The organism is Oceanobacillus alkalisoli (assembly GCF_022213125.1).
Taxonomy (GTDB): domain Bacteria; phylum Bacillota; class Bacilli; order Bacillales; family Amphibacillaceae; genus Oceanobacillus; species Oceanobacillus alkalisoli.
The window spans coordinates 45,868-59,775 of sequence record NZ_JAKNRA010000009.1 but is presented as its reverse complement, the minus strand read 5'-3'; the positions used below and the strand labels follow the sequence as shown (position 1 = coordinate 59,775).

Here is a 13,908-nt window from a genome sequence, read left to right as displayed (position 1 = left end):
GATTGAATGAACGGAATAAACCGTAGCAGAGGATAGAAAAGGCTGCTGTTTTCTCTTTCTTCATGTTTCATATTTAATAGGAAGGGTAAAACTATTTATTAAGTTAAGCTTAATGAATTTCATAATACGTATTTAATGCTTCACCATCACCAGATGTAGTTGAGTTGGTTCGATCCCAACTACATATGGTGATGGAAAAGCCGACTTTGGTAATTATGAAATTCATTCAAGCTCATAAAAAATTGAAACAAAAGGAGGAGGTGACCTGAGGAAAATGAAACCTGGAAATATTATTTTGTTTCCAAAATGGCAAAAAGTACTAGAAGAAGAAAGTGTTGCAGCAATTAAAGAAAAGAAATTCGAGGAAGCTTTGGAGAAATTAGACAACCTATTAAGCTATGATGTAAAAAATCATGAAATTTACACCGGGAAATTAATTTGCTTAATGGAGCTGGAGCGTTACGTGGAAGCACAGGAACTCTGTGAGTCATTAATAGAAGAAAAAGATTCCTATTATTACCAGTACATACATATTTATTTAACTTTATTATTTCAAACGGATCAATATGATGCATTGATTGATGTCGTGGCAGTGGAATTAGAGAGCGGCAATGTACCGAACCAATTGAAAGAACCATTCAAACAACTTTACTCGATGAGTGAAAAAATGCGGCTGAATGTGGAATTAGAACGTTCGAATATTTACTTAGATGCGCTCTTTGATGCTGTGCACCAAGATAACCACATTGAACAATGGAGACTCGTAAATAAGCTTAGTAAAACGACGATCCAGCCAAATGAGAAAGTAATCTCGCTGCTTGTTGATGAACATATCCATCCGTTAGTTAAAACGGCCATCTATCTTTGGATGAAACGAATAGGAATAACAAAGTCGATAGAAGTACATAAGTTTGGCATCAAAATGAAGGCGACACCAAGTGAAACACCGGAAATAAATGAAAGTGCAATCGCTAAAGAAATTGCTTCCCGGATCAAAGAAGCGGAGCAAAGCAATCCGTCATTGTATGAAGTGATGAATACGCTTTTAGGGCACTATCTTTACGCGCTCTATCCAATTGCACCATCACTTGATGAATCACCTTATATCGCAGAGGCATTACTACAGATTGGGAACGACTATTTAAACATTGCCGTTCCTGAGCAAGAACGAGCAGAGGTAGATAAGTATATCCAAGAAATTAAGACAACCGATCTATTATATGCAAGTATTATTGAGGATTAGGTACAAATGCTTGAAAGACCTCTAAGTTATGGTATAATGATTGAGTTGTAAAAAATGAAAATTAACCCTTAAATGTATTATTAAGTTAAACAATAGATGTTGGAGGTAATCAATTATGACAGCGAAATGGGAAAAACAAGAAGGAAATAAAGGAATTTTGACATTTGAAGTTCCTGCTGAAGAATTTGATCAAGCATTAGATCAAGCGTTTAAAAAAGTAGTGAAAGATGTACAATTACCAGGTTTCCGTAAAGGAAGAATTCCACGCGGATTATTTGAACAGCGTTTCGGAGTAGAATCCCTTTATCAGGATGCTGTAGATATTGTACTACCGGAAGCTTATTCGAAAGCGGTGGACGAAGCGGACATTTTTCCAATCGTACAGCCGAGTGTTGATATCGAACAAATCGAAAAAGGTAAAACATTGATCTTCACTGCAGAGGTTGAAGTGAAGCCTGAAGTTACTTTAGGCGAATATAAAGGCCTTGAAGTGGAAGAAGAATCTGTTGAAGTAACAGAGGAAGATCTGGATAATGAGTTGAAAAGCCTTCAAGAGCAGCATGCAGAGCTTGTTGTGAAAGAAGAAGGAGAAATTGCAGATGGCGATACAGTTGTCATCGACTTTGAAGGATTCACAGATGGTGAAGCATTCGAAGGTGGGAAAGGTGAAAACCATAGCCTGGAAATTGGTTCTGGTCAATTCATTCCTGGATTTGAAGAGAAATTAGTCGGTAAGAAACCAGGAGAAGAGACGGAAATTGATGTTACCTTCCCGGAAGAATACCATGCAGAAGACCTAGCTGGTAAAGAAGCAACATTTAAAGTTAAAATTCATGAAGTAAAAGCAAAAGAACTTCCAGAGCTTGATGATGAATTCGCAAAAGACGTTGATGATGAAGTTGAAACATTAGATGAATTCAAAACGAAGAAAAAAGAACAAATGCTGGAAGAAAGAACACAAGCAGCAGACACTGCAAAACGTGAAAGCCTAATTGAAAAAGCATCTGATAATGTAGAGGTTGATATTCCAGATGCAATGGTTGAAAATGAATTGGAACAAATGCTTGCTGAATTCGAACAGCGTCTACAAATGCAAGGAATGACATTAGAAATGTATTCCCAGTTCTCTGGTCAGGATGAAGAGGCATTAAGAGAACAAATGAAAGAAGATGCAGCTAAACGAGTGAAAACGAGCTTGACACTTGAAGCAATTGCAAATGCAGAAAATCTTGAAGCAACTGAAGAAGAAGTGGATGAAGAGATTGATAAGATGGCTGGCATGTATGGTGTTGAAAAAGACCAACTCGTCCAAATTCTTGGCGGAAACACAGAAACAATCCAAAATGATCTCAAAATAAGAAAAGCAATCGACCTATTAGTGGAACACAGCAAAGCAGCTAACTAATCATCACGAGAAAAGACAATCCAACACGAACAAGGTGCGAATTCCCTCGCACCTTGTTTCTATATAACCGAACCGGACAGCGGATTAATTCATATTTCTCTGACTTAACAGTTGCTATCTGACATATAGATAAGTTATATGGTATTATTTAAAGCAGATATTATGTTGCAAGGTTTATCGTTTTGTTTTTTAATTCGTATCTGATATGATTGCTATAATTAAGTCAGGAAATTTAATTTTCTTATGAACTATAGGGGTGAAAATATGTTTAAATTCAATGAAGAAAAAGGACAACTCAAATGCTCCTTTTGTGGAAAGAATCAAGAACAGGTTCGTAAATTAGTTGCTGGACCTGGTGTCTATATATGTGATGAATGTATTGTACTATGTACAGAAATTGTAGAAGAAGAACTCGGTTCGGAAGACGCAATGGAATTTACGGAAATTCCGAAACCTAAAGAAATCTGTGAAATACTTGATGATTATGTCATTGGTCAAGATCAAGCGAAGAAAAGCCTATCTGTAGCGGTTTATAACCACTATAAACGGGTTAACTCGATGAATAAAACCGATGATGTAGAACTTGCGAAAAGTAACATCGCACTAATCGGGCCGACAGGAAGCGGTAAAACATTACTAGCGCAAACATTAGCGCGAATTATTAATGTACCTTTTGCAATGGCTGATGCTACATCACTTACAGAAGCTGGTTATGTAGGGGAAGATGTGGAGAACATCCTCCTTAAATTAATTCAGGCAGCAGATTATGATGTAGAAAAAGCGGAAAAAGGAATTATTTATATCGATGAGATCGATAAAGTCGCAAGAAAATCTGAAAATCCATCGATTACAAGAGATGTCTCCGGTGAAGGAGTGCAGCAGGCCTTACTTAAGATTCTTGAGGGGACGGTTGCAAGTGTACCTCCACAAGGAGGACGGAAGCATCCACATCAAGAGTTCATCCAAATTGATACGACAAACATCCTGTTTATCGTAGGTGGTGCTTTTGACGGGATTGATCAAGTAATTAAACGTCGTCTCGGCAAGAAAGTAATTGGATTTGGTGCAAACGAACAACAAGAGGATCTGGACATGGGGGAGCTGCTTTCCAAAATTTTACCAGAAGACTTGCTTCGTTATGGATTAATCCCAGAGTTCATTGGTCGTATTCCGGTTATTTCCAGTTTAACACCACTGGACGAGGATGCCCTTATCCAAATTCTTACAAAACCAAAAAATGCTCTCGTTAAACAATATGAGAAGCTATTTGAAATGGATGATGTGGAACTGGAGATGGAGGAATCTGCTTTACGTGAAATCGCCCGAAAAGCGATCGAACGGAAGACAGGGGCCCGGGGCTTGCGTTCCATTATTGAAGGGATTGTGCTGGACGTCATGTTCGAGCTTCCATCCCGTGAAGATATCACGAAATGTATCATCACAGAGGATACGGTGAAAGATGAAAATGGCAGTCCTAAGCTTGTTTTCCGTGATGGTACTGTAATTGAAGGAAATGAGAAATTACCGAAAGAAAGTGCATAACATTATTTAGAACATTTTAAGATAATGGAGACCGGCTGCTTAAAAGATGCTCTCGTCTGTTTGAAGAGCCTATTAGCACCGAGTCTCCATTTCTGTTTGTATAAACGGGATAATGGGGAATAGTATTTATTACAACTTGTAAATCACCGATACCAAATATTAATCAACTGAATGAATTTCATAATTACCAGAGTCGGCTTTTCCATCACCATATGTAGTTGGGAACGAATCAACTCAACTACATATGGTGATAGTGAAGCATTAAATACGTATTATGAAATTCATTAAACTAACTATTAATGTTCATTAGAACAATTTGATATATACATGTACATATTCATTATGGAGGTCGTTATCATGGTAAACCAAATAAAAGAAATCCCCCTCCTGCCATTACGAGGTTTAATCGTGTTTCCATCCATGGTTTTACATTTGGATGTTGGAAGAGACAAGTCGATTGCAGCACTTGAGAAAGCAATGGTTGATGATCAACTTATATTTCTTGCTGCTCAGAAAAAGACGAGCATTGATGATCCAAAAATAGATGAGATTTATCGTATTGGTACCCTTGCAAAAGTAAATCAAATGCTGAAAATGCCAAACGGTACATTGCGTGTATTGGTAGAAGGGCTTGATCGATATGAAATTGTTCGTACAATCGATGAAAAAGATGAATTTATAGTAGAAATTACACAGCTCGAAGAAGTACACGAAGATCAGACGGAAGAAGAAGCACTTATGCGCGCATTGCTTGAGCAATTCGAGCAGTATACGAAGCTTTCCAGAAAAGTATCCAGTGCATCAGCTAAATCAGTTGCAGATATGGAAGATCCAGCGCGGGTTGCTGATATTATTAGTTCTCATTTATCGATTAAACTAAAAGAAAAGCAAGCATTACTGGAAATGTCGAATGTAACCGAGCGCATGCAACAAATTATCCGTTTAATTACGAATGAAAAGAAAGTATTAAGCATTGAAAAGAAAATCGGTGAACGAGTGAAGACATCGATGGAAAAGACCCAGAAAGAATACTATTTGCGAGAACAATTAAAAGCTATCCAGAAAGAGCTCGGTGACCGGGATGGTAAATCAGGCGAAGTTAGTGAGTTAAGAGAAAAAATCGATGAATCCGATATGCCGGAACATGTTTACGAAGTTGCTCTTAAAGAGTTAGCGCGCTATGAGAAAGTACCGCAAAGTTCTGGTGAGAGTTCTGTTATCCGTAATTATTTGGATTGGCTATTAGACTTGCCATGGACGAAGCAAACACAAGATACAATTGATATTAATGAAGCTGAAAGTGTATTAAATGAAGGTCATTACGGACTAGATAAAGTTAAAGAACGTATCTTAGAATATTTAGCTGTTCAAAAGTTAACGAATTCCTTAAAAGGACCAATCCTTTGTCTAGTTGGTCCGCCCGGAGTTGGAAAAACATCACTTGCACGTTCCATTGCCCGTTCTGTAAATCGGAATTTTGTCCGTGTTTCCCTCGGTGGAGTTCGGGATGAAGCGGAAATTAGAGGCCACAGGAGAACTTATATTGGTGCGATGCCAGGCCGGATTATCCAAGGAATGAAAAAAGCTGGTACAATCAATCCAGTATTTTTACTCGATGAAATTGATAAGATGTCGAATGACTTCCGGGGAGACCCGTCATCTGCAATGCTTGAAGTCTTAGACCCGGAGCAGAACAATAATTATAGTGATCATTTTATTGAAGAAACATATGATTTATCGAAAGTATTATTTGTTGCAACGGCTAATAATGTGAACAGTATTCCAGGTCCATTACTCGATCGAATGGAATTGATTTCGCTTTCTGGTTATACAGAAGTGGAAAAGCTCCATATTGCAAAGGAACATTTATTACCGAAACAAATTAAAGAAAATGGATTAAAGTCGTCTAATTTACAAATCCGAGATGAAGCACTCCTGCAAGTGGTAAGAACCTATACACGGGAAGCAGGTGTCCGTAATTTAGAGAGACAACTTGCTAAAATTTGTCGTAAGGCCGCTAAGGTCATTATTTCTGGTGATAAAAAGCGAGTAGTAGTCACAGTCAAGAATTTGACGGACTTCTTGGAGCAGCCATTATATCGTTACGGTTTAATGGAAGCAGAGGATCAGGTTGGCGCAGCGACTGGTCTTGCTTATACTTCTGCAGGTGGAGATATTTTATCGATTGAAGTGTCCCATTATCCAGGAAAAGGTAAATTAATCCTAACGGGTAAGCTAGGCGAAGTAATGCAGGAGTCTGCTCAAGCTGCCTCGAGTTATGTTCGTTCCCGTGCAGCAGAACTGCAAATCCCAACTGATTTTTATGAGAAGTTTGATATTCATATCCATGTGCCGGAAGGAGCCACACCAAAAGACGGACCATCTGCCGGGATTACAATAGCAACGGCACTTGTCTCATCACTGACAGGTCGAGCTGTACGAAAAGAAGTTGGGATGACTGGTGAGATAACGTTGCGAGGAAGAGTGCTTCCAATCGGCGGTTTAAAAGAGAAGTCATTAAGTGCACACCGAGCTGGTTTAACGACGATTATTATCCCTAAAGAAAATGAGAAGGATATCGCATCCATCCCAGAAAGCGTACAACAGAATTTAACATTTATCCCTGTCAGTCATTTGGATGAAGTGTTAGAAATCGCATTGGTGGAGGAAGAAAAAAGAAAATGAAAATCAATCAAGCGGAAATCGTAATTAGCGCGGTCAGCAAAAAACAATACCCGGAGGAAGGTTTACCTGAAATTGCTTTAGCAGGACGTTCGAATGTCGGAAAATCATCATTTATTAATACATTGATTAACCGAAAAAATCTTGCTCGCACGTCACAAAAACCAGGAAAAACACAAACATTGAATTTTTATAAACTAAATGAAGCTTTTTACTTTGTAGATGTGCCGGGCTACGGCTATGCGAAGGTATCCAAGAAAGAAAGAGAAAAATGGGGCAAGATGATGGATGAGTATTTCCAAGAGAGAGAGAACTTGAAAGCAGTTGTGCTCGTTTGCGATGTCCGTCATGAACCAACAGATGCCGATGTCCAAATGTATGACTATCTAAAGCATTATCAACTTCCCGTCATCATTATCGCGACCAAACTTGATAAAGTGAAAAAATCGAGACAACATCAACATGTGAAGATTGCAAAAGATACGTTTGAAATTGAACCAGAAGATATTGTTATTCCGTTCTCAGCTGAAACAGGAGAAGGGAAGGAACAGGCATGGCAGGCGATTAAACAATTTCTCTAAGGAACTGCCTCCTTTTTTTTACGGGTAGCAACATCCGTGAAAAGAGGAGGCTATTCCTCAATAACAAATTTATTTCCCTTTTCTTAATAAGACAAATCCTAGAACAATCAGTAAAATTGGCCAAAACCTTTCCGCCAGAGCGATTCCATCATATATCCAATAAAAATATGCATGAAACGCGGTTGAATAAATAAATAATACACCAACAGCAAGAAAGGCAATGCCCGGCAGAAAGCCCGATTTCGTTTTAAGATAGCGAATTAAAAAGGCTAAACCAATTATGATCAAATAAACTCCCCAATGGTCGATCCAAAAGTGATAATGCGTTGCTCCATGTAAATGGATGCCGATGCCGAGGATAAGAACACCGGTAAAAATATGTTCATAATTCCGGGACCGGTAACTGTGAATTAAAAAGGCCAGCCCAATAATAATTAAAAATGTTTGCCATGAATAAAAATCGGTAATGATCGGCAGCTTCAATTCACGCAAAAGAAAAAACACGCCAATTCCAATTAATATGTAAGCAAGCAAAGGATTTTGCGTCTTCATTCATCTTCTCCTTTAACGAATAGTAGTTTTTTGACATTCATACATAAAAAGCAACTTTGTGAGTTGCACTTACGATAAGTGAAAGTATATCGCGTTTTGGATTGAGTAAGATTTGTTACTGATAAATGTAACAAAATTGTAATTGTACTAAAGCTGTAAAATTACTGGATAAAGCCTTATGATATAATAATACTATACTTATAATGGAAAATGTAAATTCAATTAAAGGAAAATGATTGATTACTTCTGGAGGTAAGACACGTGCACATTTTAAAAGTTGGATTTAATTACAAGAATGCTCCGGTTGAAATCAGAGAAAAATTAACATTCTCTGAGGAGTCTTTACATGAAGCAATGGTTGAACTAAAAGAGAGAAAAAGCATCTTAGAAAACGTCATATTATCAACTTGTAATCGCACAGAAATTTATGCGGTTGTCGATCAGTTACACACCGGAAGATATTATATCAAAACATTTTTAGCGGATTGGTTTGGTATTGATAAAGTTGAATTTGAAAATTACTTGCAGATTACCGAAAATGATGATGCATTGGAGCATCTATTCCGGGTAACTACCGGTTTAGATTCGATGGTGCTTGGGGAAACGCAGATTCTTGGTCAAATGAAAGATGCATTTTTTGCATCGCAGAAAGCGAAAGCAACAGGAACAATCTTCAATGAACTATTTAAACAAGTCATTACATTCGGGAAGCGGGTTCATCATGAAACAGCAATTGGCGAACATGCGGTATCCATTAGCTATACGGCTGTTGAACTCGTAAAACGTAAAATCGGAGACTTGCAAGACAAAAATATAACGATTCTCGGTGCAGGAGAGATGGCAGAGCTTGCTGCTAAAAATTTACACGGAGCCCACGCAGCAAATATAACAATTGTAAACCGCACCTTTTCTAAGGGAGAAGCAATGGCAAGAAAATTCGGTGCAAAGGCAGCACCGACGGAGAAACTGCTTGATATTCTGCAAACGACAGATATCTTATTTACGACAACAGGAGCAAGTGATATCGTACTAACGAAAGAAATGCTTGAACCAATTCTTGCTAAAAGGGAAGATAAACCATTGTTTTTAGTGGATATCGCTGTCCCCCGGGACATTGATCCTGCAATCGGTGATCTTGATGCGGTCCATTTATTTGATATAGATGATTTGCAGCATATTGTGGATGAGAATTTAGAAGAAAGAAGAAGAGCCGCAAATGAAGTGGAGCAATTGCTTCATGGAGAAATTATCGACTTTAAAGAGTGGCTCCGAACGCTAGGTGTTGTACCGGTAATTTCTGCTCTCCGAAAGAAAGCATTAGGCATACAAGCGGAAACGATGAAAAGTATTGAACGGAAAATGCCGGATTTAACCGAGCGAGAGAAAAAGGTTCTGAGCAAACATACAAAAAGTATTATTAATCAGTTGCTGAAGGAGCCGATCACCCAGGCGAAAGAGTTAGCTGGCTCGGAAAATGCAGAAGAAAGCTTGCAGCTATTTGTCGACATTTTCGGCATCGAAGCGGAAGTAGTGGAAGAGTTCGATAAACAAATGGAGAAAAATGAAAGTATGAAAGAGTTGAATCGACCAGAAAGCACACCGCTACCTCGTATTAAAGCTATTTCCACCATGTAGAGAGAAAGAATATTGATTGGTAATTAGGAGGTTTTTTTTCATGCGTAAAATTATTGTTGGGTCAAGGAGAAGTAATCTTGCCTTAACACAAACGAAATGGGTCATTGAACAATTAAAACAAGCAGGAGTCAAAAATGAATTTGTCATCGAGGAAATTGTTACAAAGGGAGACCAGATACTTGATGTCATGCTATCAAAAGTCGGAGGAAAAGGCTTGTTTGTAAAGGAAATCGAGCAAGCGTTGTACGATAAGCGCATTGACTTTGCCGTTCATAGTATGAAAGATATGCCCGCGGTGCTCCCAGAAGGATTGGTGATTGGTTCGATTCCAGTTCGGGAAGATTACAGGGATGCTTTCATTTCCAAGAACAATTTGAAATTGAACGAATTACCGGAAGGGGCAATTGTTGGAACGAGCAGTTTGCGTCGTGGCACTCAAATACTTGCCGCTCGCCCGGATCTGGAAATAAAATGGATTCGCGGTAATATTGAAACCCGTCTAAGGAAACTGAAAGAAGAAGATTATGACGCGATTATTCTTGCTGTTTCTGGTATTAAACGCGTTGGAATGGATTTGTCGATCATTACAGAGTATCTTGATCCGGAAGTATGTGTACCAGCAGTTGGACAAGGAGCGCTTGCGATTGAATGCAGGGAAGATGATGAAGAAATGAGAGAAATTCTATCCTTAATAAATGATGCGGAGACAAAGGAAACAGTTACTGCAGAGCGAACATTTTTAGATTTGCTCGAAGGGGGTTGTCAAGTGCCAATCGGCGGACATGCTTATTACAAAGAAGATGAACTCATTATGACCGCGTTAGTTGGAACTCCTGATGGGAAGACAATCTTGAAAGAAGTAGTAACAGGTAAAGACCCGGTTCAAGTTGGAACAGAAGCTGCTGACCTCCTTATTAACCAAGGTGCGAAAGAAATCGTTCAAAAAGCGAAAGAGGAGCTGGAGTAATGTCCAGTGACTTACAGGGGAAACGCATCATTGTCACGAGGGAAGCTGGCCAGGCGAAGAGTTTCTCGGATAAAATAAGGGAACTTGGCGGTGTACCGATTGAAATTCCGCTTCTTCGAATAAATTGTATAAGCCCAAATAATGAACAGGATATTTTTAATCAGTTGCAGAGCTATCATTGGATAATTTTCACGAGTGCAAATGGTGTTAATTGTTTTTTTGCAGCAAGTGATAAGAATCAGGGATGTTTTAGAGAGCAAGTTAAAATCGCTGCGGTTGGTCATAAGACAGATTTAGCATTGCGGCGTTTTGGCTATACGGCGGACCTCGTGCCGGATACATATGATGCAGAGACTTTATCAGCTATTTTCCTGCCAATTCATCAAAACGGCGAACGAATTTTATTAGTACGAGGAAGCCGTTCTCTTGATGTTTTACCGAAACGATTGGGAGAAAAGGGAATTGCTTTTGATTCGATAGAAATATATGAAACAAACATAAATGAAGAGATAAAAGACAGATTGACCCATGTCGTACAACAGGGTGCCTTTGATTACCTTACATTTACAAGTCCTTCAACCGTGAACGGATTTATAGACTTATACGGCAAGGCGGTCTCTGCACCTTGTGTCTGTATCGGTACGACAACAGAAAAGGCAGCAAGCGCGGCAGGGTTCACTCATTTGATTACCGCGAAAACATTCACGATTGAAGGAATGCTCGAAGCAATGATGATTCAAGATTAATGGACGAAAGGAATGTTTCAAGTTGGCAATGAATAACCATTTTAAAAGACATCGCCGTTTACGTAGCAGTGCGTCGGTTAGGGCGATGGTTCGGGAAACACATCTTCATGTAGAGGACTTTATTTATCCGATATTTGTTATTGAAGGAGAGAACATTAAGAATGAAGTCCCATCCATGCCTTCTGTTTATCAATTCTCACTGGACCGCTTAATGGAAGAGGTGACAGAAGCATATGAATTAGGTATACGTGCACTTATGTTCTTCGGTGTCGTGACAGATAAGGATGAAGTCGGTTCGGGGGCGTATGCAGCAGACGGAATCGTCCAGCAAGCTACGAAGCTCGTGAAAGGGAAATACCCTGAGCTGCTTGTTGTTGCCGATACTTGTCTCTGTGAGTATACGGACCACGGTCATTGCGGCGTCATTCATGGGAATGATGTGGATAATGATGAATCATTAAAACTACTTGCCAAAACAGCCGTATCCCAAGCCGAAGCTGGAGCAGATATTATTGCACCATCCAATATGATGGACGGTTTTGTCGCAGTGATAAGGGAAGCACTTGACGAAGCAGGATTTACTCATATTCCAATTATGTCTTACGCGGTCAAATATGCCTCTGCGTTCTACGGACCATTCCGGGATGCAGCAGATAGCGCACCACAATTCGGTGACCGTAAGACGTACCAGATGGACCCGGCAAATCGTCTGGAGGCAATTAGAGAAGCCCGGTCTGATGTGGAAGAAGGAGCAGACTTCCTTATGGTGAAACCAGCATTATCTTATCTTGACGTTATCCGTGATGTTAGAAATGAATTTGACCTTCCTGTCGTTGCTTATAATGTGAGCGGGGAATATGCGATGGTGAAAGCTGCCGCACAAAATGGCTGGATTGATGAACAACAACTCGTTCTTGAAATGCTGACTTCCATGAAACGTGCTGGAGCAGATATTATTTTAACTTATTTTGCAAAAGATGCAGCAGCAATTTTACGAAAATCATAAGGGAGGAACGAATGATGAAAAACTTTACAAACTCAACCGATGCATATAAAGAAGCAGTTGAACTAATGCCTGGTGGAGTAAATTCACCTGTCCGTGCCTTCAAATCGGTTGGTATGTCACCGATTTTTATGGAAAAAGGGAAAGGTGCGACGATTACAGATATTGATGGAAATGAATATATCGATTATGTATTAAGCTGGGGACCACTAATTTTAGGGCACGCTGATGAACGAGTAACGACAAAGTTAAAAGAGGTAGTTGATAAAGGGACGAGCTTCGGTGCACCGACTGAAATGGAAAATAAACTCGCCGCCCTCGTGAAAGAACGGGTACCTTCTATAGAAATTGTTCGGATGGTGAATTCAGGGACAGAAGCAACGATGAGTGCTATCAGACTTGCCCGTGGATATACTGGCCGTGATCTTGTCATAAAATTCGTAGGAAGCTATCATGGCCACGGAGATTCATTATTAATTAAAGCTGGTTCAGGTGTAGCAACACTTGGTCTGCCAGACAGTCCAGGGGTGCCAGCATCAATTGCAAGTAATACGATTACGGTTCCATACAATGACTGGGAAAGTGTTCAGCTTGCATTTGAACAGTACGGCGATCAGATTGCGGCGGTCATTACAGAACCTGTTTGCGGTAATATGGGGGTTGTTCCACCAAGAAATAATTTCCTGCAAAACCTGCGTGATATTACAACGCAACATGGCGCATTACTTATTTTTGATGAAGTCATGACAGGCTTCCGTGTTGGTTATAACTGTGCACAAGGTTATTATGATGTCTTACCGGACCTTACTTGCCTTGGGAAAGTTATTGGTGGAGGTCTGCCTGTTGGAGCGTTCGGCGGAAAACGGGAAGTGATGGAACAAATCGCTCCACAAGGTTCGATCTATCAAGCAGGAACATTATCCGGTAACCCGCTAGCAATGACAGCCGGTTACGAAACATTAAAAGCAATGGACGAAGCGGCATACGAAGAACTTGGAAAATTAGCAGATAAATTAGAAGCAGGTTTCCGTGAAGCTAGCGAGAAGCACGATATTCCTTTACAAATAAACCGTGTCGGTTCCATGGTTGGTGTATTCTTTACACCAGAAGAAGTAATCAACTTTGAAACAGCTCAAACTTCTGATTTAGACCGTTTTGCAGCGTATTACCGTGGTATGATTGAGGAAGGGATTTTCCTGCCACCATCTCAATTTGAAGGACTATTCCTATCTACTGCACATACGATGGAGCATATTGAAACAACCATTCAAGCAGTCAACCGCGTGTTTGCAAATCTCAATAAGTAATAACATTAAGGTATCCGAAGCATAAAACAGCTAAGGATACCTTAATGTCACGTCCTGTGACCAACGCCGGCATTAGAACTTCCTGTTCGGAGGTAACCCTGGCGAGACCCCTTAGTGCTCAGCGCGAGGAGGCCGGCCGCTCAGCAGGTGCGAGGGGTGTCTGGACTGCGGACCTCCAGAAGAGAATTTCGGTTTCGGACACTTACGCTGAATGAAAGTGATTGGGATTTTAGCTTTTTTGAATA

The 13,908-nt window shown here is 39.8% G+C and carries 11 protein-coding genes; 10 read left to right on the top strand and 1 reads right to left on the bottom strand.

Going from position 1 to position 13,908, the window contains the following annotated elements:
• The first annotated feature begins 274 nt into the window (after positions 1 to 274).
• The 5 genes from L3V42_RS11945 (at position 275) to yihA (ending at position 7,453) form a co-directional block, all read left to right on the top strand.
• Positions 275 to 1,243 carry a tetratricopeptide repeat protein gene (locus tag L3V42_RS11945; RefSeq protein WP_238472073.1) on the top strand — a complete coding sequence of 323 codons (969 nt, stop codon included), beginning with the start codon at positions 275 to 277 and terminating at the stop codon, positions 1,241 to 1,243.
• A 115-nt stretch (positions 1,244 to 1,358) separates the two neighbouring features.
• A complete protein-coding gene (gene tig / locus L3V42_RS11940) occupies positions 1,359 to 2,648 on the top strand; it encodes a trigger factor (protein ID WP_235761039.1) in 1,290 nt (429 codons plus the stop codon).
• Positions 2,649 to 2,912: 264 nt separating this feature from the next.
• Positions 2,913 to 4,190, top strand: coding sequence for an ATP-dependent protease ATP-binding subunit ClpX (gene clpX / locus L3V42_RS11935; protein ID WP_235761038.1), 1,278 nt, complete (start codon positions 2,913 to 2,915; stop codon positions 4,188 to 4,190).
• 357 nt (positions 4,191 to 4,547) lie between these two features.
• The gene (lon, locus tag L3V42_RS11930; RefSeq protein WP_238472072.1) at positions 4,548 to 6,875 is read left to right on the top strand and encodes an endopeptidase La; all 2,328 of its coding nucleotides are present in this window, start codon (positions 4,548 to 4,550) and stop codon (positions 6,873 to 6,875) included.
• Positions 6,872 to 7,453, top strand: coding sequence for a ribosome biogenesis GTP-binding protein YihA/YsxC (gene yihA, locus L3V42_RS11925; protein WP_235761036.1), 582 nt, complete (start codon positions 6,872 to 6,874; stop codon positions 7,451 to 7,453). The genes lon and yihA overlap by 4 nt, the downstream gene beginning before the upstream one ends.
• 69 nt (positions 7,454 to 7,522) lie before the next feature.
• On the opposite strand, the gene L3V42_RS11920 is transcribed toward yihA, so the two are convergent.
• Complete coding sequence (locus L3V42_RS11920; protein ID WP_235761035.1) at positions 7,523 to 8,005, bottom strand: LiaI-LiaF-like domain-containing protein; 483 nt, start codon at positions 8,003 to 8,005, stop codon at positions 7,523 to 7,525.
• 261 nt (positions 8,006 to 8,266) lie between these two features.
• Between L3V42_RS11920 and hemA the strand changes: the two genes are divergently transcribed.
• Genes hemA through hemL form a run of 5 tightly spaced genes read left to right on the top strand, consistent with a single transcriptional unit; the run spans position 8,267 to position 13,663 of the window.
• Positions 8,267 to 9,640, top strand: coding sequence for a glutamyl-tRNA reductase (gene hemA, locus L3V42_RS11915; RefSeq protein ID WP_235761034.1), 1,374 nt, complete (start codon positions 8,267 to 8,269; stop codon positions 9,638 to 9,640).
• Positions 9,641 to 9,680: 40 nt separating this feature from the next.
• Positions 9,681 to 10,607 carry a hydroxymethylbilane synthase gene (gene hemC / locus L3V42_RS11910; RefSeq protein ID WP_235761033.1) on the top strand — a complete coding sequence of 309 codons (927 nt, stop codon included), beginning with the start codon at positions 9,681 to 9,683 and terminating at the stop codon, positions 10,605 to 10,607.
• Positions 10,607 to 11,353, top strand: coding sequence for a uroporphyrinogen-III synthase (locus tag L3V42_RS11905; protein WP_235761032.1), 747 nt, complete (start codon positions 10,607 to 10,609; stop codon positions 11,351 to 11,353). The genes hemC and L3V42_RS11905 overlap by 1 nt, the downstream gene beginning before the upstream one ends.
• Before the next feature lie 28 nt (positions 11,354 to 11,381).
• On the top strand, positions 11,382 to 12,359 hold the full coding sequence (gene hemB / locus L3V42_RS11900) for a porphobilinogen synthase (RefSeq protein ID WP_238472099.1): 978 nt from the start codon (positions 11,382 to 11,384) through the stop codon (positions 12,357 to 12,359).
• A 14-nt stretch (positions 12,360 to 12,373) separates the two neighbouring features.
• Complete coding sequence (hemL, locus tag L3V42_RS11895; protein WP_235761031.1) at positions 12,374 to 13,663, top strand: glutamate-1-semialdehyde 2,1-aminomutase; 1,290 nt, start codon at positions 12,374 to 12,376, stop codon at positions 13,661 to 13,663.
• Positions 13,664 to 13,908: the final 245 nt, after the last annotated feature.

Coding starts and splice junctions, on each gene's coding strand:
- L3V42_RS11945 (WP_238472073.1), top strand. CDS start 275: ATGAAACCTGGAAATATTATTTTGTTTCCAAAATGGCAAAAAGTACTA.
- tig (WP_235761039.1), top strand. CDS start 1,359: ATGACAGCGAAATGGGAAAAACAAGAAGGAAATAAAGGAATTTTGACA.
- clpX (WP_235761038.1), top strand. CDS start 2,913: ATGTTTAAATTCAATGAAGAAAAAGGACAACTCAAATGCTCCTTTTGT.
- lon (WP_238472072.1), top strand. CDS start 4,548: ATGGTAAACCAAATAAAAGAAATCCCCCTCCTGCCATTACGAGGTTTA.
- yihA (WP_235761036.1), top strand. CDS start 6,872: ATGAAAATCAATCAAGCGGAAATCGTAATTAGCGCGGTCAGCAAAAAA.
- L3V42_RS11920 (WP_235761035.1), bottom strand. CDS start 8,005: ATGAAGACGCAAAATCCTTTGCTTGCTTACATATTAATTGGAATTGGC.
- hemC (WP_235761033.1), top strand. CDS start 9,681: ATGCGTAAAATTATTGTTGGGTCAAGGAGAAGTAATCTTGCCTTAACA.
- L3V42_RS11905 (WP_235761032.1), top strand. CDS start 10,607: ATGTCCAGTGACTTACAGGGGAAACGCATCATTGTCACGAGGGAAGCT.
- hemB (WP_238472099.1), top strand. CDS start 11,382: ATGAATAACCATTTTAAAAGACATCGCCGTTTACGTAGCAGTGCGTCG.
- hemL (WP_235761031.1), top strand. CDS start 12,374: ATGAAAAACTTTACAAACTCAACCGATGCATATAAAGAAGCAGTTGAA.